This is a genomic window from Enterobacter cloacae complex sp. P27C, assembly GCF_014895705.1.
In the GTDB taxonomy this organism is placed as follows: domain Bacteria; phylum Pseudomonadota; class Gammaproteobacteria; order Enterobacterales; family Enterobacteriaceae; genus Enterobacter; species Enterobacter bugandensis.
Genome location: NZ_JADBQB010000013.1, coordinates 26,494 through 46,507 on the forward strand (window position 1 = coordinate 26,494; position 20,014 = coordinate 46,507).

Annotated in this window: 18 protein-coding genes; 9 read left to right on the top strand and 9 right to left on the bottom strand. The window is 56.1% G+C overall.

Translation table 11 applies throughout. The features are described from left to right. Nucleotides 1-61 precede the first annotated feature (61 nt). The 3 genes from fdhF to IM291_RS20060 all read left to right on the top strand — a co-directional run bounded on the left by fdhF (nucleotide 62) and on the right by IM291_RS20060 (nucleotide 3,445). The gene (gene fdhF, locus IM291_RS20050; protein WP_080350978.1) at nucleotides 62-2,209 is read left to right on the top strand and encodes a formate dehydrogenase subunit alpha; all 2,148 of its coding nucleotides are present in this window, start codon (nucleotides 62-64) and stop codon (nucleotides 2,207-2,209) included. Between the two features lie 320 nt (nucleotides 2,210-2,529). Beyond that, nucleotides 2,530-2,649, top strand: coding sequence for a Hok/Gef family protein (locus IM291_RS20055; RefSeq protein WP_048999401.1), 120 nt, complete (start codon nucleotides 2,530-2,532; stop codon nucleotides 2,647-2,649). Nucleotides 2,650-2,770: 121 nt separating this feature from the next. Next, on the top strand, nucleotides 2,771-3,445 hold the full coding sequence (locus IM291_RS20060) for a tetratricopeptide repeat protein (RefSeq protein ID WP_045261055.1): 675 nt from the start codon (nucleotides 2,771-2,773) through the stop codon (nucleotides 3,443-3,445). Nucleotides 3,446-3,525: 80 nt separating this feature from the next. Here IM291_RS20060 and gltP read toward each other — a convergent pair whose 3' ends face one another. Further along, nucleotides 3,526-4,839: a glutamate/aspartate:proton symporter GltP gene (gltP, locus tag IM291_RS20065; RefSeq protein WP_028015187.1), complete on the bottom strand. Its 1,314-nt coding sequence runs from the start codon at nucleotides 4,837-4,839 to the stop codon at nucleotides 3,526-3,528. Nucleotides 4,840-5,262: 423 nt separating this feature from the next. Between gltP and acs the strand changes: the two genes are divergently transcribed. From acs to actP, 3 genes are all read left to right on the top strand, one after another. Further along, nucleotides 5,263-7,221 (top strand): acetate--CoA ligase, encoded by a 1,959-nt coding sequence (gene acs, locus IM291_RS20070; protein WP_192987552.1) that lies wholly within the window; start codon nucleotides 5,263-5,265, stop codon nucleotides 7,219-7,221. Nucleotides 7,222-7,349: 128 nt separating this feature from the next. Next, nucleotides 7,350-7,664: a DUF485 domain-containing protein gene (locus IM291_RS20075; protein WP_028015185.1), complete on the top strand. Its 315-nt coding sequence runs from the start codon at nucleotides 7,350-7,352 to the stop codon at nucleotides 7,662-7,664. Next, nucleotides 7,661-9,310, top strand: a complete 1,650-nt coding sequence (gene actP, locus IM291_RS20080; RefSeq protein ID WP_192987553.1) for a cation/acetate symporter ActP — start codon at nucleotides 7,661-7,663, stop codon at nucleotides 9,308-9,310. Before IM291_RS20075 ends, actP begins: the two co-directional genes overlap by 4 nt. A 32-nt stretch (nucleotides 9,311-9,342) precedes the next feature. Here actP and IM291_RS20085 read toward each other — a convergent pair whose 3' ends face one another. Both IM291_RS20085 and IM291_RS20090 read right to left on the bottom strand, forming a co-directional pair. Then, on the bottom strand, nucleotides 9,343-10,032 hold the full coding sequence (locus tag IM291_RS20085) for an LrgB family protein (protein WP_045630755.1): 690 nt from the start codon (nucleotides 10,030-10,032) through the stop codon (nucleotides 9,343-9,345). After that, complete coding sequence (locus IM291_RS20090) at nucleotides 10,025-10,435, bottom strand: CidA/LrgA family protein (RefSeq protein WP_048959362.1); 411 nt, start codon at nucleotides 10,433-10,435, stop codon at nucleotides 10,025-10,027. The genes IM291_RS20085 and IM291_RS20090 overlap by 8 nt, the downstream gene beginning before the upstream one ends. 102 nt (nucleotides 10,436-10,537) lie before the next feature. Here IM291_RS20090 and IM291_RS20095 point away from each other — a divergent pair, with 102 nt between their 5' ends. After that, complete coding sequence (locus tag IM291_RS20095; RefSeq protein ID WP_041911529.1) at nucleotides 10,538-11,425, top strand: LysR family transcriptional regulator; 888 nt, start codon at nucleotides 10,538-10,540, stop codon at nucleotides 11,423-11,425. An 81-nt stretch (nucleotides 11,426-11,506) separates the two neighbouring features. Here the strand turns inward: IM291_RS20095 and IM291_RS20100 are convergent, their stop codons facing one another. The 4 genes from IM291_RS20100 to soxR all read right to left on the bottom strand — a co-directional run bounded on the left by IM291_RS20100 (nucleotide 11,507) and on the right by soxR (nucleotide 16,371). Next, a complete protein-coding gene (locus IM291_RS20100; protein ID WP_028015180.1) occupies nucleotides 11,507-13,153 on the bottom strand; it encodes a Na+/H+ antiporter in 1,647 nt (548 codons plus the stop codon). A gap of 153 nt (nucleotides 13,154-13,306) precedes the next feature. Continuing rightward, complete coding sequence (gene ghxP / locus IM291_RS20105) at nucleotides 13,307-14,656, bottom strand: guanine/hypoxanthine transporter GhxP (protein ID WP_028015179.1); 1,350 nt, start codon at nucleotides 14,654-14,656, stop codon at nucleotides 13,307-13,309. Nucleotides 14,657-14,953: 297 nt separating this feature from the next. Continuing rightward, entirely contained in the window at nucleotides 14,954-15,625 is a 672-nt protein-coding gene (locus IM291_RS20110; protein WP_028015178.1) for a glutathione S-transferase family protein, read from the bottom strand. Between the two features lie 287 nt (nucleotides 15,626-15,912). After that, nucleotides 15,913-16,371, bottom strand: a complete 459-nt coding sequence (soxR, locus tag IM291_RS20115) for a redox-sensitive transcriptional activator SoxR (protein WP_023331806.1) — start codon at nucleotides 16,369-16,371, stop codon at nucleotides 15,913-15,915. A gap of 98 nt (nucleotides 16,372-16,469) precedes the next feature. Between soxR and soxS the strand changes: the two genes are divergently transcribed. Then, nucleotides 16,470-16,796 carry a superoxide response transcriptional regulator SoxS gene (gene soxS, locus IM291_RS20120; protein ID WP_008503387.1) on the top strand — a complete coding sequence of 109 codons (327 nt, stop codon included), beginning with the start codon at nucleotides 16,470-16,472 and terminating at the stop codon, nucleotides 16,794-16,796. 6 nt (nucleotides 16,797-16,802) lie between these two features. Here soxS and IM291_RS20125 read toward each other — a convergent pair whose 3' ends face one another. Further along, on the bottom strand, nucleotides 16,803-18,368 hold the full coding sequence (locus IM291_RS20125) for an EAL domain-containing protein (protein WP_192987566.1): 1,566 nt from the start codon (nucleotides 18,366-18,368) through the stop codon (nucleotides 16,803-16,805). Between the two features lie 657 nt (nucleotides 18,369-19,025). Here IM291_RS20125 and IM291_RS20130 point away from each other — a divergent pair. Then, entirely contained in the window at nucleotides 19,026-19,307 is a 282-nt protein-coding gene (locus IM291_RS20130) for a YjcB family protein (RefSeq protein ID WP_028015176.1), read from the top strand. A gap of 57 nt (nucleotides 19,308-19,364) precedes the next feature. Here IM291_RS20130 and ssb1 read toward each other — a convergent pair whose 3' ends face one another. Further along, complete coding sequence (gene ssb1 / locus IM291_RS20135; RefSeq protein WP_006810470.1) at nucleotides 19,365-19,895, bottom strand: single-stranded DNA-binding protein SSB1; 531 nt, start codon at nucleotides 19,893-19,895, stop codon at nucleotides 19,365-19,367. Nucleotides 19,896-20,014 lie beyond the last annotated feature (119 nt).

Here is a 20,014-nt window from a genome sequence, read left to right on the forward strand (position 1 = left end):
AAAACATGGCATAGAAGCTGCATTAGTCGGTGCGAAAGATTTGATTAACTGGAGCAGACTGATGAAAAAAGTCGTCACGGTTTGCCCTTATTGTGCCTCAGGTTGCAAGATCCACCTGGTGGTCGATAACGGCAAAATCGTCCGGGCGGAGGCCGCGCAGGGGAAAACCAACCAGGGCACGCTGTGCCTGAAGGGGTATTACGGCTGGGATTTTATTAACGATACACAAATCCTCACCCCGCGCCTGAAAAACCCTATGATCCGCCGCGAGCGCGGCGGCAAGCTGGAAGCCGTCTCCTGGAACGAGGCGCTGGATTACGTCGCCACGCGCCTGAGTGCCATTAAGGCCAAGTATGGCCCGGATGCCATTCAGACCACCGGCTCCTCACGCGGGACCGGGAATGAAACCAACTACGTGATGCAAAAATTCGCGCGCGCCGTTATTGGTACCAATAACGTCGACTGCTGCGCTCGCGTCTGACACGGCCCATCGGTTGCAGGTCTGCACCAGTCGGTCGGTAACGGCGCAATGAGTAATGCTATCAACGAGATAGATAACACCGATCTGGTGTTTATCTTCGGTTATAATCCAGCGGATTCTCACCCTATCGTCGCGAACCACGTGATTCGCGCTAAACAGAACGGGGCGAAAATCATCGTCTGCGATCCGCGCAAAATCGAAACCGCGCGCATTGCGGATATGCACATTGCGCTGAAAAACGGCTCGAATATCGCGCTGTTGAATGCGATGGGGCACGTCATTATTGAGGAGAACCTGTACGACCAGGCGTTTGTCGCCACGCGTACGGAAGGGTTTGAAGAGTACCGGAAAATTGTCGAAGGCTACACGCCGGAGTCGGTAGAGGCGATAACCGGCGTGAGCGCGCAGGAGATCCGCCAGGCGGCACGGATGTATGCCGGAGCGAAAACCGCCGCCATCCTGTGGGGCATGGGCGTGACCCAGTTCTACCAGGGCGTGGAAACCGTGCGCTCCCTGACCAGCCTCGCGATGCTGACCGGGAATCTGGGCAAAGCGCACGTCGGCGTTAACCCGGTTCGCGGCCAGAATAACGTCCAGGGTGCCTGCGACATGGGCGCGCTGCCGGACACGTATCCGGGCTACCAGTACGTGAAGTACCCGGAAAACCGCGAGAAGTTCGCGAAGGCCTGGGGCGTGGAGAGCCTGCCGGCACACACCGGTTATCGCATCAGCGAGCTGCCGCACCGCGCGGCGCACGGTGAAGTGCGGGCGGCCTACATCATGGGTGAAGATCCGCTCCAGACCGACGCCGAGCTGTCTGCGGTGCGCAAAGGCTTTGAGGATCTGGAGCTGGTGATTGTCCAGGATATCTTCATGACCAAAACCGCGGCGGCGGCGGATGTGATTCTCCCGTCGACCTCCTGGGGCGAGCATGAAGGCGTCTATACGGCGGCGGACCGCGGCTTCCAGCGCTTCTTTAAGGCGGTCGAGCCGAAGTGGGATTTGAAAACGGACTGGCAGATCATCAGCGAAATCGCCACCCGCATGGGCTACCCGATGCACTACAACAACACCCAGGAGATCTGGGACGAGCTGCGGCATCTGTGCCCGGACTTTTATGGGGCAACCTATGAAAAAATGGGTGAGCTGGGCTACATCCAGTGGCCGTGCCGGGACGAGTCTGAGGCCGACCAGGGGACGTCGTATCTCTTTAAAGAGAAATTTGACACCCCGAACGGGCTGGCGCAGTTCTTCACCTGCGACTGGGTTGCGCCGATCGATAAACTCACCGACGAATACCCGATGGTGCTCTCTACCGTGCGTGAAGTAGGCCACTACTCCTGCCGTTCGATGACCGGCAACTGCGCCGCGCTGGCGGCGCTGGCGGACGAACCGGGCTACGCGCAGATCAACACCGCCGATGCGGAGCGCCTCGGCATTGAGGATGAAGCGCTGGTGTGGGTGAATTCGCGCAAAGGCCGCATCATTACCCGCGCGCAGGTCAGCGACCGTCCAAACAAAGGGGCGGTCTATATGACCTACCAGTGGTGGATTGGTGCCTGTAACGAGCTGGTGACGGAGAACCTCAGCCCGATAACCAAAACGCCGGAGTATAAATACTGCGCCGTCAACGTGGAGCCGATTGCGGATCAGCACGCGGCGGAACAGTATGTGATCGACGAATATAACAAGCTGAAAGCACGGCTGCGTGAAAGCGCAATGGGTTGAAGCCGTTAATTAATCGTTGAATAAAGGGAGTGAGTTATTCACTCCCTTTTTATTTCCGCTTAAAACATTAAAAATATCAATTATTATTCTGGAAAGCGGCTCGCAAAATAATGTAATTTGCTCAGAACAGAATTACATCTTTGCATTTTAATTCAGAAGGATAAGATGTGCGGCGGGTGCTTAAGACTTTCTGTCTTGAGCATTGTTGAGGGACAGAAAGTGGAAAGCCCCGGGAAATTTTCATTCACCCGAGGCTACCCCTCAACTACCAACAGGTTGAGAGTAGCCTCTTATTCTTTTTTTGACAAGGAGTAAAAGGCATGACGCCATTAAAAACTGCGTTAGGCATCGTCTTTATTACTCGCGGTAGACTGTGCGAGTTTTCAATAAAGAGTGAACATCAGGAGGTGGCGGCGAAATTAGCCTCCGTGGCAGGCTAACCTCTACGGGCGAAACCACGGTTTCGCCCGGCTTGTAGGATGTTGAGGTCTTAATGCACCCATTTTTTTCTTTTGCTACCGCGATTATACTGCGCGGCGTGTACCCAGATGATAAGAATCCATGAAAGCCATTTTTCTGTTGTTGTTATTTTTTACGTCGTTCGCCCGCGCGGATGAGATAGGCAGCCAGTATCAGAAGCAGGCGGAAGCCGGCGATGCCCGCGCCCAGTATTATCTCGCCGATACCTACTTCAGCTCCGGTGACAGAAAGCAGGCAGCGCTGTGGGCCGAGAAAGCCGCGAAAGGCGGTGATGTCGACGCCATGGGGTTACTCTCGCAGATCCTCTTTACGCAGGGGGATTACGCTCAGGCTAAAGCGCTGGCGCAGCAGGCCACCATCGCCGGCAGCAAGCGCGGCACGATTATGCTGGCGCGTATTATGGTGAACACGCAGGCGGGTAAAACCGACTATCCTCAGGCCATCAAGCTCCTGCAAACGGCGGCCGAAGATATCGACAACGACTCGGCGGTCGATGCGCAGCTGCTGCTGGGGCTGATTTATGCCAACGGCGTAGAGGTGCCGCAGGATGACGTACAGGCGGCGTCATGGTTTAAGCGCAGCTCGTCACTGTCACGTACGGGCTATGCGGAATACTGGGCAGGAATGCTGTTCCAGCAGGGTGAGAAAGGCTTTATCACGCCGAATAAGCAGAAAGCGCTCTACTGGCTAAACCTGAGCTGTACCGAAGGGTTTGATACGGGGTGTGAGGAGTTTGATGCGTTGAGCGGAGAATAACATGCCGGGTGGCGGCTTCGCCTTACCCGGCCTACAAAACCCGTAGGCCCGGTAAGCGCAGCGCCACCGGGCTTAGGATGTTACTGGTCAGCCGTCTTATCAAAACGACCCAGCACTTCGCGTTCATACGCCAGCGCTTTTTTACGGTCGAATTTGTGTTCCCACTTGGCGATAACCAGCACCGCCAGCGCGTTACCCACCACGTTAAGCGCCGTACGCGCCATATCGAGAATACGGTCCACACCGGCGATAAACGCCAGGCCTTCCAGCGGAATACCGACGCTGCCCAGCGTCGCCAGCAGCACCACGAAGGAGACGCCCGGCACGCCTGCGATGCCCTTTGAGGTCACCATCAGCGTCAGAACCAGTACGATCTCCTGCCACAGCGACAGGTCAATGCCGTACAGCTGCGCGATAAAGATCGCCGCAATACTCTGGTACAACGTCGAGCCATCCAGGTTAAAGGAGTAGCCGGTCGGCACCACGAAGCTCGTTATCGACGCTGGCGCACCGTACGCCTCCATCTTCTCGATAATGCGCGGCAGCACGCTCTCGGAGCTTGCGGTGGAGTACGCCAGAATCAGTTCATCCTTCAGGATACGGATCAGGATCCAGATGCTCAGCCCGCACAGGCGCGCCACAATCCCCAGCACCACCAGCGCGAAGAACAGAATGGCGAAGTGCACCAGGATCACCAGCTTCGCCAGCGGCCACAGGGAGGCAAAACCAAAGTTCGCCACGGTCACGGCGATAAGCGCGAACACCCCAACCGGCGCGTAGCGCATCACCATGTGGGTCACTTTGAACATGGTTTCGGAGATAGAGCGGAACACGGTCACCAGCGGCTCGCGGTGCGTCGCTGGCAACGAGGAGAGCCCCAGACCAAACAGCACCGAGAAGAAGATGATCGGCAGCATCTCGCCTTTCGCCATGGAAGCAATGATGTTGGTCGGCACCAGCGACAGGATAGTCCCCATCAGACCGTGGGAATGGCTCTGCACGTCAGCGGTGGTGCTTTGGTATTTCGAAATATCCACCGTCGCCAGCTGCGACATATCGATCCCGGAGCCTGGCTGGAATACGTTCGCCAGCGTTATGCCGAGGATAATCGCAACCGTGGTGATCACTTCGAAATAGAGAATAGTTTTCGCGCCAATGCGGCCTAACTGCTTCGCATCGCCGACGCCCGCGATACCGACCACCAGCGTCGAGATCACAATGGGCACCACAATCATCTTAATCAGATGAATAAAAATATCGCCTGCCGGAGAGAGCAGGTTCGCAATCAGCCACTCGCGGCTGTCGCTATGATAATGAAGATAACTGCCCAGCAAGATGCCCAGCACAAGGGCCAGCAGGATCTGCCAGGCCAGGCTGACTTTCAAATTTTTCATAGAAACTGACTTCCTCAATGAAATCTCCGCACCAGCAAAACTGCATGAATATGGAGACATACTGAAAGGGTATGAATTGTGTTGCGTTGGTTTATGGGATTTTTTAACGCGGCGTATGAGTATCATTTGCACGACCTGTTGCGCAAGCCTTAAAGAACGACGCATTTCACTATCAAAAGCGGTTATGACGCAAGTTTGTCATAATTCTGATAAATAACCTTTTGTTATAAAAACGCTTTTTTATAAAGAATTGTGAATAATCGGCATCGTGAATTATTTCCCTTCAAAGTTTCATTCGCTCAATTTTCAACCTGTTCAAACAATGCGTGATCTGTCGCCCAAATACTAAACAAAGCTTGTAAAGCCCCTACTATTAACGTTTTTGCGACATATTATTAACATCTTACAAGGAGAAAAAAAGCCATGAGCCAAATACACAAACACGACATTCCCGCAAACATTGCGGACCGTTGCCTGATCACCCCGGAGCAGTACCACGAGAAATATCAGCAATCTGTTACCAACCCGGACGCCTTCTGGGCCGAGCAGGGTCACATCCTTGACTGGATCAAACCTTATCAGAAGGTGAAGAATACCTCTTTCGCGCCAGGCAACGTCTCCATTAAATGGTATGAAGACGGCACGCTGAACCTGGCGGCGAACTGCCTGGACCGCCATCTTGCCGAACGCGGCAACGAAACGGCCATTATCTGGGAAGGCGACGATGCCTCTCAGAGCAAACACATCTCTTATAAAGAGCTGCACCGCGACGTCTGCCGCTTCGCTAACGTGCTGCTGGACCAGGGGATTAAAAAAGGCGACGTGGTGGCGATCTACATGCCGATGGTGCCGGAAGCGGCGGTAGCTATGCTCGCCTGCGCGCGTATTGGCGCGATCCACTCCGTCATCTTCGGCGGCTTCTCCCCTGAAGCGGTTGCCGGGCGCATCGTTGACTCGAACTCGAAGCTGGTGATCACCGCCGACGAGGGCGTACGCGCCGGGCGCGGTATTCCGCTGAAGAAAAACGTCGATGAAGCGCTGAAAAACCCGAACGTCAAATCCATCAATAACGTCATTGTCCTCAAGCGTACCGGCGGCAAGATCGACTGGCACGAGGGGCGTGACCTGTGGTGGAGCGACCTGATTGAAAAAGCGAGCGACCAGCATCAGCCGGAAGAGATGAACGCGGAAGATCCGCTGTTTATTCTTTACACCTCCGGCTCAACCGGTAAACCGAAAGGCGTACTGCACACCACCGGCGGCTATCTGGTCTATGCGGCCACCACCTTTAAATACGTCTTCGACTACCATCCGGGCGACATCTACTGGTGTACCGCCGACGTGGGTTGGGTCACCGGACACAGCTACCTGCTGTACGGCCCGCTGGCCTGCGGCGCAACGACGCTGATGTTTGAGGGCGTACCGAACTGGCCGACCCCGGCGCGCATGTGTCAGGTGGTCGATAAGCACCAGGTCAACATTCTTTACACCGCGCCAACGGCGATCCGCGCGTTAATGGCGGAAGGCGATAAGGCCATCGAGGGCACTGACCGCTCCTCATTGCGCATCCTCGGCTCCGTGGGCGAGCCCATCAACCCGGAAGCCTGGGAGTGGTACTGGAAGAAAATCGGTAACGAGAAGTGCCCGGTGATGGACACCTGGTGGCAGACCGAAACCGGCGGCTTCATGATCACCCCAATGCCGGGTGCCACGCAGCTGAAGGCCGGCTCGGCAACCCGTCCGTTCTTCGGCGTGCAGCCTGCGCTGGTGGATAACGAAGGCAATCCGCAGGAAGGCGCCACCGAGGGTAACCTGGTGATCACAGACTCCTGGCCGGGCCAGGCGCGCACGCTGTTTGGCGATCACGAGCGCTTCGAGCAGACCTACTTCTCGACCTTTAAAAACATGTACTTCAGCGGCGACGGCGCGCGCCGGGATGAAGACGGTTATTACTGGATCACCGGACGCGTGGACGACGTGCTGAACGTTTCCGGCCACCGTCTGGGTACGGCAGAAATTGAGTCCGCGCTGGTGTCGCATCCGAAGATTGCCGAAGCGGCGGTGGTCGGCATTCCTCACAACATCAAGGGCCAGGCGATCTACGCCTACGTCACCCTGAACCACGGTGAAGAGCCGTCGCCGGAGCTGTATACCGAGGTGCGCAACTGGGTACGTAAAGAGATTGGCCCGCTTGCCACGCCGGACGTACTGCACTGGACAGACTCGCTGCCGAAAACCCGTTCCGGCAAGATTATGCGCCGTATCCTGCGCAAAATCGCGGCAGGCGATACCAGCAACCTCGGCGATACCTCAACGCTTGCCGATCCTGGCGTGGTGGACAAACTGCTCGAAGAGAAGCAGGCCATCGCAATGCCTTCATAATTTTTTCCCCCTCTCCCCGTGGGAGAGGGCCGGGGTGAGGGCATCAGACCGCACCTTCCTCCCCTCACCCTCTCCCCATAGGGGAGAGGGGATAAAACAAACCAACCTTACCTCTGGAGATTTCTGTGATGAATAACGATATTTGTCAGCAGATAGAGAATAGTGCGCACTACAGGGAGCTCGTCGATAAGCGGCAACGGTTTGCCTTCACCCTTTCCATCATCATGCTGATTATCTATGTCGGCTTTATTCTGCTGATCGCCTTTGCGCCGCACTGGCTGGGCACCCCGTTACATGAGGGCACCAGCGTGACGCGCGGTATCCCCATTGGCATTGGCGTGATCGTGATTTCATTTGTGCTGACCGGCGTCTACGTCTGGCGTGCGAACGGTGAGTTCGATCGTCTTAATAAAGCGGTACTGCAAGAGGTAAAAGCATCATGAAGCGAGTCCTGACGGCGCTTGCGGCCACACTTCCCTTTGCCGCCCACGCGGCGGATGCCATTACCGGCGAGGTACAGCGCCAGCCAACCAACTGGCAGGCTATCGTCATGTTCCTGATTTTCGTGGTGCTGACGCTGTACATTACGTACTGGGCGTCGAAACGCGTTCGCTCCCGTAACGATTACTACACTGCGGGCGGCAACATTACCGGCTTCCAGAACGGCCTGGCGATTGCGGGTGACTTTATGTCCGCCGCCTCGTTCCTCGGGATCTCCGCGCTGGTGTACACCTCCGGCTATGACGGCCTGATCTACTCCCTCGGCTTCCTCGTCGGCTGGCCGATCATTCTGTTCCTGATTGCCGAACGCTTGCGCAACCTGGGACGTTACACCTTCGCTGACGTGGCATCCTATCGCCTGAAGCAGGGGCCGATTCGTACCCTCTCCGCCTGCGGCTCGCTGGTGGTGGTGGCGCTGTATCTGATCGCCCAGATGGTGGGCGCGGGCAAGCTTATCGAACTGCTGTTTGGCCTGAACTACCACGTCGCGGTGGTGCTGGTGGGCGTGCTGATGGTGATGTACGTTCTGTTCGGCGGCATGCTGGCCACCACCTGGGTGCAGATCATCAAAGCCGTACTGCTGCTGTTCGGCGCGAGCTTTATGGCCTTTATGGTGATGAAGCACGTCGGCTTCAGCTTCAATAACCTGTTCACCGAAGCGATGGCTGTCCACCCGAAAGGAGAAGCGATCATGAGCCCGGGCGGGCTGGTGAAAGATCCGATCTCCGCGCTCTCTCTTGGTCTCGGCCTGATGTTTGGTACCGCTGGCCTGCCGCACATTCTGATGCGTTTCTTCACGGTGTCAGACGCGCGTGAAGCGCGTAAGAGCGTCTTCTACGCCACCGGCTTTATGGGTTACTTCTACATCCTGACCTTTATCATCGGCTTCGGCGCGATCATGCTGGTGGGCGCGAACCCGGCGTTTAAAGACGCGGCGGGCGCGCTGATTGGCGGTAACAACATGGCGGCGGTGCACCTGGCCGACGCGGTGGGCGGCAACCTGTTCCTCGGCTTTATCTCCGCCGTGGCCTTCGCCACCATCCTTGCGGTGGTCGCCGGGCTGACGCTGGCGGGCGCGTCTGCGGTATCGCACGACCTCTACGCCAACGTCTTCCGTAAAGGCGCGAGCGAGCGCGACGAGCTGAAGGTTTCCAAAATCACCGTGCTGGTGCTGGGCGTGGTCGCTATTCTGCTGGGGATCCTGTTTGAGAAGCAGAACATCGCCTTTATGGTGGGACTGGCCTTCTCAATTGCGGCAAGCTGTAACTTCCCAATCATTCTGCTCTCCATGTACTGGTCCAAACTGACCACCCGTGGGGCGATGATAGGCGGCTGGCTCGGCCTGCTGACAGCGGTAATTCTGATGATCCTCGGCCCGACCATCTGGGTGCAGATCCTCGGTCACGAAAGCGCTATCTTCCCGTACGAGTACCCGGCGCTGTTCTCCATTGCCGTGGCGTTTATCGGTATCTGGGTCTTCTCGGCTACCGACAACTCGCCGGAGGGTAACCTGGAGCGTGAGAAATTCCGCGCCCAGTTTATCCGCTCACAAACCGGCCTCGGCGTTGAGCAGGGCCGCGCACACTAAGCCTTTCTCCCCGGTCATGCTGGCCGGGGAACTTAAAACATCACCCACGCCACCAGCGGCGCAATCAGCACCATCGTTACGCCCGAGAGCATCATCACCAGGCTTGCCACCACGCCCTCCTGCTGACCGAGTTCATACGAACGCGCCGTCCCCGCTCCGTGCGACGCCGCGCCAAAGCCCGCCCCTTTCGCCATCCCTTCCCGAATGGACAGCCGCAGGAACAGTACATCTCCCACCGCCATGCCAAAGACGCCCGTCACCACCACAAACAGCGCCACCAGATCCGGCTGCCCGCCGAGCGGTTTGGCGGCCGCCAGCGCAAACGGCGTGGTCACCGAGCGCACGGCCAGGCTGCGCTGAATTTCATCGGAGAGGGTAAACAGCCGCGCCAGCCAGACGGAGCTACAGACCGCCACCACCGTCGCGGTGACGACGCCCGCGCTGAGCGACATCCAGTGGCGTTTGATAATCGCCAGGTTGTCATACACCGGCACCGCAAAGGCGATAGTCGCCGGGCCGAGCAGCCACAGCAGCCAGTGGGATTCACCAATGTAGTTCTGCCAGGAGATATGGCCGAAGACCAGCATCAGCACCAGCAGGATCGGCGTGAAGACCAGCGGCATCAGCGGCAGCGTGCGAAAGCGGCGATACAGGCGCTTGTTGGCAAAGTAGATGGCGACCGTCACGATCAGGCACAACACGCTTATCTGAAAGTTAGTCATGCTTTTGCCTGCTGATTTCGAACCGGTACACCTTATCCACCACCCAGGCGGTGGCACCCAGCACCATCAGCGTGCTCAGGGCAATAACCGTGAAGATGCGCCAGCCGTCGACCATCAGCAGCTGCGCATAGTTCACCACCGCCACCACGGCCGGAACGAAGAACAGCAGCATCTCCGCCAGCAGCCAGCGCGCGCCGGCGCGCACCCAGCTGAGGGGCAACGCGCGGCAGAGGATCAGCACCAGCATCAGCACCATTCCCACCAGGTTGGCGGGTAAAGGCAGATGCAGCCAGTCGACAAGGTATTCCGCAAAAATAAACAGTCCCGCGTAGAGCAGTACCTGAACCGGGACCTGGAGTCGTTGCACAACGGCAGGCGTAACACGGCTTAACGCCACGGCCATGGGGGTTTTCCTCAGAAATGAGACGAGGCGCCAGTATAGTGAGCGTACGTCATCGACTGAAATGAATTAAAATCATCGAAGGTATAGTTTCGAGGAATAATCATGGACATAAGAACGCTGCGCTATTTTGTCGAGGTGGTTCGCCAGCAAAGTTTTACCCGCGCAGCGGAGAAGTTGTTCGTTACCCAGCCAACCATCAGCAAGATGCTGAAAAACCTCGAAGACGAGCTGAACTGTACCCTGCTGATCCGCGACGGACGCAAGCTGCTGCTGACCGATACCGGACGCGTGGTGTTCGAGCGCGGGCTGGCGATCCTGGCGGAGTTTCGCCAGCTTGAGGCCGAGCTTGCGGACATCAACCACCTGACGAAAGGTCTGCTGCGGCTCGGCATTCCGCCGATGGTCGGCATGATGATGGCCGGGCCGATAAGCCTGTTTCGCCAGCGTTACCCTGGCGTTGAGCTCAAAATTTCTGAATTTGGCGGCCTGACCGTGCAGCAGGCGGTGATCAACGGCGAGCTGGACGTGGCGATGACGGCCCTTCCCGTGGAGGAAGAGAGCGGGCTGGCAACGCTGCCGCTGTTCAGCCATCCGCTGTGCGTGCTGGTGCCCCGCTCCGGCGACTGGCTGAAGATAGACTCAGTGAAGCCCGATCTCCTCGGTGAACACCCGCTGCTGATCTACAACGAAGACTTCGCCTTAAGCCGCCAGCTGATGACCCTGTTTAACCACCATAACGTGAAGCCCCGCATTGCGGTGCGCAGCGGCCAGTGGGATTTCCTGGCGGCGATGGTGCAGGCGGGCGTGGGAATTGCCATTCTGCCGCAGCCGATCTGCGAGCGGCTGGATAAAAACACGCTGCGCTGGATCCCGCTGGAGAGTGACCTGCACTGGCAGTTGGGGATGATTTGGCGTGAAGGGGTGTATCTTTCGCACAGCGCACAGGCGTGGCTGCAATGTTGTGAGGGGTTTTGGGTGCGGTCTGAATAGTGCCGGGTGGCGGCTTCGCCTTACCCGGCCTACGGTTCAAACGTAGGCCCGGTAAGCGCAGCGCCACCGGGCAACAACGCGCTACTGATTCTCTATTAACAGCGCTTCTAACAGGTCCAGATCGTGCAGCAGCTTTTGCAGCGTCTCGTTGCTGATCTGACGCGTCGCGCGCAGGTGATACAGCTCGGCACGCTCGGAGCGCAGCGCCGCCAGGCGGAAACGACGCTCGAGGTTCTCTTCCTGCAGCGAGCTTTCCACGTCGTTACGTCCGTCAGCACGACGGCGCAAATTACCAATTACGCGTGAACTGACTTCCTTCAGCAGCTGGTTATCAATGTTCTCTTCGGCATCGGCAGCCAGACGCTCCTCCATCTTCTCAATGGCCACTATCGCCACTTCCGCCGTCGCCGCGCGGGCTATCCGCTCCTCTTTGTGCTGTTGGGTCGAGTCACCGGCATCAATGTGCTGGAGTAAAATCGGCAGCATAATCACGCCGACAAACAGCGAGAAGAGGATCACGCCCGCCGCCAGGAACACCAGCTCGTAGCGCGCCGGGAAGACGTCGCCCGTCGGCAGCAGCAGCGGAATAGAGAGCACACCGGCGAGGGTTATCGCCCCGCGTACGCCCGCGAAGGAGGCAATCAGCAGCTCGCGCGTGGTCCAGGAGCCGAACTCCATCGGCTTTTTGGTCAGGAAGCGGACGCTGAACTTTTTCATCGTCCACAGCCAGCCGAAACGCACCAGCATTAATGCCATGTAGATCAGCACTATATCGGTAAACAGCATCCAGACTTCAACGTTTGGATCCGCCTCCGCCGCGATCAGCGAGGATTCCATAATGCCCGGCAGCTGCAGGCCCAGCAGCAGGAAGACCATGCCGTTAAAGACAAATTCCAGCATCGCCCAGGTGCTGTTGGCGCGCAGGCGCATCGCCAGCGGCGCGCGGCGCATCACGCCGGAGCGGGTGATGGTCATCCCCGCCGCTACCGCCGCCAGAATGCCCGAGACGCCGATATGTTCAGCGATAAGGTAAGAGGCAAACGGCAGCAGGAACAGCAGAACGATTTGCGTCGCCGGTTCATCGCCGCCCCAGCGGCTGAGGAAGCGCAGCGAACGACCATACAGCCAGCTCACCACGAAACCCGCGAGAATACCGCCAATCGCCACCTTGAAGAATTCCAGGGTCGCGCCACCAATGGTAAAGACCATGGTGCCCATGGCTACCGCCACGGCAAACTTCAGGGCCACCAGGCCGGAAGCGTCGTTCATTAACGCCTCGCCCTGCAAAATGCCCATTATTTTCTTCGGAATGCGCCCTTCACCCACAATGCCGGAAAGGGCCACGGCGTCGGTCGGCGACAGCACGGCGGCCAGCGCAAAGGCGGGTATTAACGGGATACCCGGTACGGCCCAGTAGATCAGGAAACCAATCCCGACCACGGTAACGACCACCAGCGCCAGCGCCAGGCCGAAGATCTCTCGCCCATGCTCAAGAAATTCGCGCGTCGGCGTTTTCCACCCATCGGCAAACAGCAGCGGCGGGATAAACAGCACGAGGAACAGTTCCGGATCGAACTCCACGTGCAGACCGAACGTCGGCCACGCCAGCAGCGCACCGATGGCTATTTGCATTAAAGGCAGGGGGACCTGGAAGGGCAGTACGCGTGTAACCACCCCGGATAATGAGACCACAAGGGTCATGATGAGTATTGTGAAGAAAATTTCCATGCGTTCCCTGTTTGCTGTGTTTCTTTTTAAGCCAAACCTGAGGCGTCGTGCCTCTTATTCTATCCTCTCCAGAGTAACGCAAAAGGCAACGGGATGAGTCCTGAAAATAAAAACGGGCGGCCTGAGCCACCCGTTTTCGCATCAATGGATAACTCAGATTGCCCAGCCGCCCGCGTAGAAGGCGACCAACGCAACGGCGATCACCACGGTGCCGATGTTCAGCTTGCGCCACTCACCGGAGACCAGGCGGCCAATCACCAGCGAGGCAAAGCCGATCATAATGCCGGTCACGATGTTACAGGTCAGGACGATAAACACTGCGGTAATCAGGCCGGACATCGCATCCACGAAGTCCGCAAAATCGATTTTCGCCACGTTGCTCAGCATCAGCAGGCCGACGTACATCAGCGCTGGCGCGGTCGCATACGCAGGTACCAGGTAGGAGAGCGGAGAGAGGAACAGGATCAGCAGGAACAGCACGCCGACGGTGATGGCCGTCAGACCGGTTTTACCGCCTGCCGCCGTACCCGCTGCAGATTCGATATACACCGCCGCAGGCGCCGCACCCACCAGACCAGAGAAGACGCTGCTCAGGGAGTCGGTGGTCAGCGCTTTGCCGCCATCAATAATCTGACCGTCTTTATCCAGCAGGTTGGCCTGACCGGCCACCGCGCGAATGGTACCGGTGGCGTCAAATACCGCGGTCATCACCAGCGCCAGCACGCTTGGCAGGATCACCGGGTTCAGCGCGCCGACGATATCCAGGCTGCCGATCAGGGAGTTGCCTTTGTCATCGCTCAGCGACGGCATGGCGAAAATACCGGAGAAGTGAACGGTCGGATCGAAAATCAGGCCGACAATAGAAATGCCAATAATGGTCAGCAAAATGCCGCCCGGCACCTTCAGTTTTTCCAGGCCGATAATCACCGCCAGACCGATGAGCGACATAATGACCGGGAAGCTCGCGAAATGACCGAGCGCTACCGGCAGGCCGTCCAGCGGGTTCTTGATGACCAGACCCACGCCGTTGGCAGCGATCAGCAGCAGGAACAGGCCGATACCGATACCGGTGCCGTGCGCCACGCCCTGCGGCAGGTTGCGCAAAATCCAGCTACGGATGCCGGTGGCAGAAATAACGGTAAACAGTACGCCCATCAGGAACACGGCGCCGAGGGCAACCGGTACGCTGATCTGCTGGCCCAGCACCAGACTGAACGCGGTAAAGGCGGTCAAAGAGATGGCGCAACCAATCGCCAGCGGCAGGTTCGCCCACAGGCCCATTACGATGGAGCCCACGCCGGCCACCAGGCAGGTGGCGACAAAGACAGCCGCAGGCGGGAAGCCCGCCTTGCCCAGCATGCCCGGCACCACGATGACGGAGTAAACCATCGCCAGAAACGTGGTCAGACCGGCAACGACTTCCTGGCGCACGGTGCTGCCACGAGCCGAAATTTTAAACATGGCGTCAAGTGAACCGCCGGTACGCGCAGATGGCGTAGACATAGAAAACATCCCCTGAGAGTTTTTATAGAACGTCCATAAGCGTGGTGGAGACACCGCTGCCAGCTAAAACGTCAAATCCGTGTGTTGCGTTTGCGACGAAAGGGCGTCACAAAAAAAGCAAACGTTTAGCTCCGCGCTTATAAAACGGGTGGTCAAATTAAGGCAAACGATTATCCAGCCTAATACCCGCCCTTTTCAACTGAACTTTGTCGTTTTTCGCTAAAATTCACTTATGACGATGAAGAAATAAACAGAGGATGCGCAAACGTTATCGTCTATGCGCAATTTGTTTACATTTCAATCCTCGCCCGGGATCGTTAACGGGCCACCTTGTTGCAGGGTTCTTTGCCAGCCAGGACTAGTTTCCACTTTTTGCTTCCATGCCTGAATATGCGGAAGATTAGCAATGCCGCCGCGCGCCAGCAGGGCAAAGAGGGGGAAGCTCATCTGAATGTCGGCCATGCTTAACGTCTCTCCGGCAAACCAGCTGTTTTTAGCAAGATGTGAGTCAATAAAGCGCGCATGGGTCTCCAGCTGGGGGTTGAGATACGCTTTCTGTACCCCCTGCCCCAGCGCCTTGCCCAGCGTTCGGATGCCAAACGGCACGGGCGGTTTGCCCAGGCTGCTGAAGACCAGCTTCATGAGCAGCAGCGGCATCAGCGACCCTTCTGCGTAATGCAGCCAGAAGCGGTATTGCACCTTATGCGCGGGGTCTAAAGGCTTCAGCCGCGATTCGGCATCATAGGTTTCCTGCAGATATTCCAGAATGGCGCCTGACTCCGCAAGGATCAGCCCGTTATCTTCAATGACCGGCGATTTGCCCAACGGATGCACCTTTTTGAGGGACTCGGGTGCCAGCATGTTCTTTTCGCGCTGGTAGTGAACAATCTCATAAGGCAGGGCGAGCTCTTCCAGCGCCCAGATCACGCGGTGCGAGCGCGACTGGTTAAGGTGATGTACCGTGAGCATGATTTTCTCCTGTTATTCATACTTTTTAACTATAGAAAATCGAACAACACCGCGAAAAAATTTCGTCTAAAAAACGGCTAGCGCGGCTGGCGAAAAAACGGGTCTTGCATAGAATTAAAGTGTCAGCACAATCCGGAACCTCCCCAACCAGCTCGACACGAGGGGTGCTGATGTCGGGGGAAACCCTCCCGTGAACCAGCGGGATAGAGAGAAAGACAAAGACCGGGAAAAACTAAAGCGCCCTTAGTGGCGCTTTAGTTCTTTATTATGCTTTTTGCCGCAAGAACTTAATCCTCCTCCAGCAACCGCGCCCCGGTCCCCTGCTCGCCCAGCCTGTCGCCAGGGTTACGTAGCGGGCAGTCGCTACGGGACAGGCAGCCGCAGCCGATACAGCCGTCCAGCTCGTCACGCAGCGCCACCAGCGTGTGGATACGCCTGTCCAGCTCTTCACGCCACTGGGACGAAAGCTCTTTCCACTCTTTCGGGCTAAGCGTGTGCCCTTCCGGCAACACGCCGAATGCCTCACCGATCGTCGCCAGGGGAATGCCGATGCGTTGCGCAATTTTGATAATCGCCACGTAGCGGAGCACGTCACGGGTGTAGCGGCGCTGGTTTCCGCCGTTACGGATGCTTTTAATTAACCCTTTGCTTTCATAGAAGTGGAGCGCCGATACCGCAACACCGCTTCGCTTTGCCACTTCGCCGGGGGTTAAAAGCGCTTTAATGCGCGGCAATCTCTTTTCCATAAAACCTCTTTACCTCAAGTTAACTTGAGGAATTATACTCCCCCGCAGAGAAAACGACGAATCAACCGAGAAAGTTGTATCTACAGAGGGGCAACCTTATGTCGCATCAGCAAATTATTCAGACACTTATTGAATGGATTGACGATCATATCGACCAACCGTTGAACATTGATGTGGTCGCAAAAAAATCGGGCTATTCGAAATGGTATTTACAGAGAATGTTCCGTACGGTCATGCACCAGACGCTGGGGGAGTACATTCGCCAGCGCAGGCTCCTGCTGGCGGCGCAGGCGTTACGCTCAACGCAGCGGCCGATTTTTGATATCGCGATGGATCTTGGCTATGTTTCGCAACAAACCTTTTCCCGTGTGTTTCGCCGCGAGTTTGACCGTACGCCGAGCGATTATCGCCACCAGTTGAATTAATGCATATCAGTGCAAAGGTTGCTGCTGCCAGGTCATAAACTCCTGGGGCGGCATCGCTTTCGCGAAGTGCCATCCCTGACAGAACTCAACGCCGCGCTTCAACAGCCAGCTCACCTGCTCAGCCGTCTCAACCCCTTCCGCAATGGTTTTAAGCCGTAGGCTTTGCGCCATCTCGATAATATGCTCGGCGATCAGGTGGCTGGTACTGTTGGTGGTTAAGGTGTCGATAAACGATTTATCGATTTTCAGAATATCCACGTTCAACGAGTAGAGGTTGTGCAGGTTGGAATAACCGGTCCCGAAATCATCGATCGCCACTTCATAGCCCGCCTGACGGAAGGCCTGAATCACCGGCGTGGTTTTTGGCACATCGATAAAGCCGCGTTCCGTCACTTCGATTTTAATTTGCTGGGCGCGTACGGCGTAGTGCCGGGCCTTGTCAGAAATCATGGCGATCAGCCGCGAGGAGTGGAAGTCCGTGGCCGACAGGTTGATCGAAATATAGAGATGCGGATGCGCCGCCAGGAAATGGCCCAGATCGCTGAACACCTCCTCAACGACATAATCCGTAATCCGCTCGCTCATTCCCTCTTTTTCCGCAAGCGGAATAAACTCAGCCGGGCTCATTACCTGCCCATTGAAACCAGGCCAGCGCAACAGCGCCTCTGCCCCCACACACTGGTTGTTCTTGATATCAATAATCGGCTGATAGTGCACACAAAGCTGGCGCTTGTTTAGCGCCCGGTGCAGTAAGCGCCCCGGCGAATTAAGCTCACGATGGGTGCGGGACCACACCAGCAAAATAATAATGCTGCAGATCATTCCCAGCGGTAGCGTCAACGTCGCCTGGTGATAGAGCGTTTCATAAAAACGTTTATCTGACGTCGACACGATGGCGGCAATAGGCCGATTTGTCGATTTCACGACGGTATAGAAACGGTTATCTTTTTGAAATACCGATTCCTTATCCTGAATCATCGAATTTAATAAAGTCGCATTGGCTTTCTGGCTGACGGAAAAGAAGGCATTAGTTACCGTGTCGTATACCCCCCATGCGAGGGAATGATCGGTAGACATCACTTCACTGTAAGAAAGCGGATTGACCACCACGACATAATTTCCGCGCTGCATATATGTCATTTTATAGCCAGTATAAAATGGCGTATCGCGAAAATAATAGATAGCAACGTCAGGTTTACGCGTGTAATTAGCGACCGGAATGACGTAGGGTTGATCCGGTGTAAAAACGGTCGAACAAAGAAAATTCTGACCTTCTGCATAAATTAAATCGGCGACAAACAGGCGGCCACGAACAACGTTCAACATATATTGACGATGTTCCGGCGTACAACGTTCACCCTGATATTTTTCTGCCTCGCCCCTGGCCAGTTCAACTTGTTGAATTACCAGTTCTGTTTTGTCTAAAGCCAGTTCAGCAAATGTCCGTAGCTGAGCGCTCGTTTCCGACTCGGCTCGTAGCTGGGCAAACCATAGAGCAAGCATCACCGGCAGCATAACTACCATGATGATCCCTACCACTCTGAGCATTTTGCGCCGCGCGCTACGATTCATTTCCCGCCCTATATCCCTGCATGTTGTACGCCTGTAGTAATGAAGGCCGGATGCTTTGTTAAACAGGTGATTACGTTGCATGAATCATGCGAAGTTAGCAACTGACTTTTAGTATTAAAAATCTTAAATTTCGTTATGACGATAATATTTTCCCGTAAGCTAAACTGTAAGTATTCGTTCCGTTTTAATTAAGGAAAATAATTATCCATCGCGTACGGGAGGTTTGAAGAGAACACAACAGAGGATCGCTGATTAAGCAAAACTTCTGGCGGCATGAAAAAAGTACAACACCAACGTGACGTTTTATCCTATTTCTGCGGGTATATTTTGTTCGTTGTTTTATAAATAATCAGACATCACCACAATATTATCAGAAAATAATGCGCCCCCTAAAAACGGCACGGCTGGCCGTCTCTCTGCCTTCAGATGCTCTTCCCCACTTACCCGACGGGATTACCTCAGCGCGTTGTGGATCCGCCTCCCCCCCTGTCCGAAGGCGGTCCCGAACCGCATGCTCTTTTTTCGGGTAATAAAATCCCCTTTTTTGGCTACGCAGGCACTGGCGAATAAATCAACAAATGTGATATAGTTCACACATATTGTGTAACGAGAAACACTGTTTCATTCAGTTCGTCTGTTTTGTAGAGGATGGGTTTTATGGCAACCATTACTACCAGCATGGTTCTCCTGCGCTGGCCCTTGTTGAGCGCGGTTTTGATGTTTTTAGCCAGCACGCTGAACATTCAGTTTCGTAAATCCGACTACGCGGGTCTTGCCGTCATAAGTACCCTGTTAGGGCTTGGCGCGGCCTGCTGGTTCGCAACGGGCCTGCTGGGCATTACCCTGCTGGATATGGCCGCGGTCTGGGAAAATATAAAAGTGGTGATGGTTGAGGCGATGAACCACACCCCACCAGACTGGCCGATGGTGATTACCTGATCTCTTCAGCAATAAAAAAACCCAGACGATGTCTGGGTTTTTTTTAGCATCCGTTGATCAGAACGGGATATCGTCGTCGAAGTCCATTGGCGGTTCGTTAGACGGAGCAGGAGCAGACTGCTGCTGCGGACGAGACTGCGCGCCGCCGCTGAACTGGTTGCCGCCCTGCGGCTGCTGAGGCTGACCCCAACCACCCTGCTGCTGGTTCTGACCGCCACCTGCCGGTGCGCCACCGCCCTGACGGCCACCCAGCATTTGCATGGTGCCGCCCACGTTCACCACCACTTCCGTGGTGTATTTTTCCTGACCGGATTGGTCGGTCCATTTGCGGGTACGCAGCTGGCCTTCGATATAGACCTGAGAACCTTTACGCAGATACTCACCGGCTACTTCTGCCAGTTTGCCAAACAGCACAACGCGGTGCCATTCGGTCTGCTCTTTCATTTCACCGGTCGCTTTATCACGCCAGGATTCGGAAGTAGCCAGCGTAATGTTGGCAACTGCGCCACCACTCGGCATGTAGCGTACTTCCGGGTCCTGGCCCAGATTACCGACGAGAATCACCTTGTTTACGCCTCTGCTGGCCATGTTCGTGTCTCCTGAATACGTTTCTTAATAGTGTAAACGCGCGAGTGTACCATTTCCATGCTGCACTTTGATAGTTGCGTAGCACGTTCCAGAGTTCTCCCGTGAACTCAACATTGTTA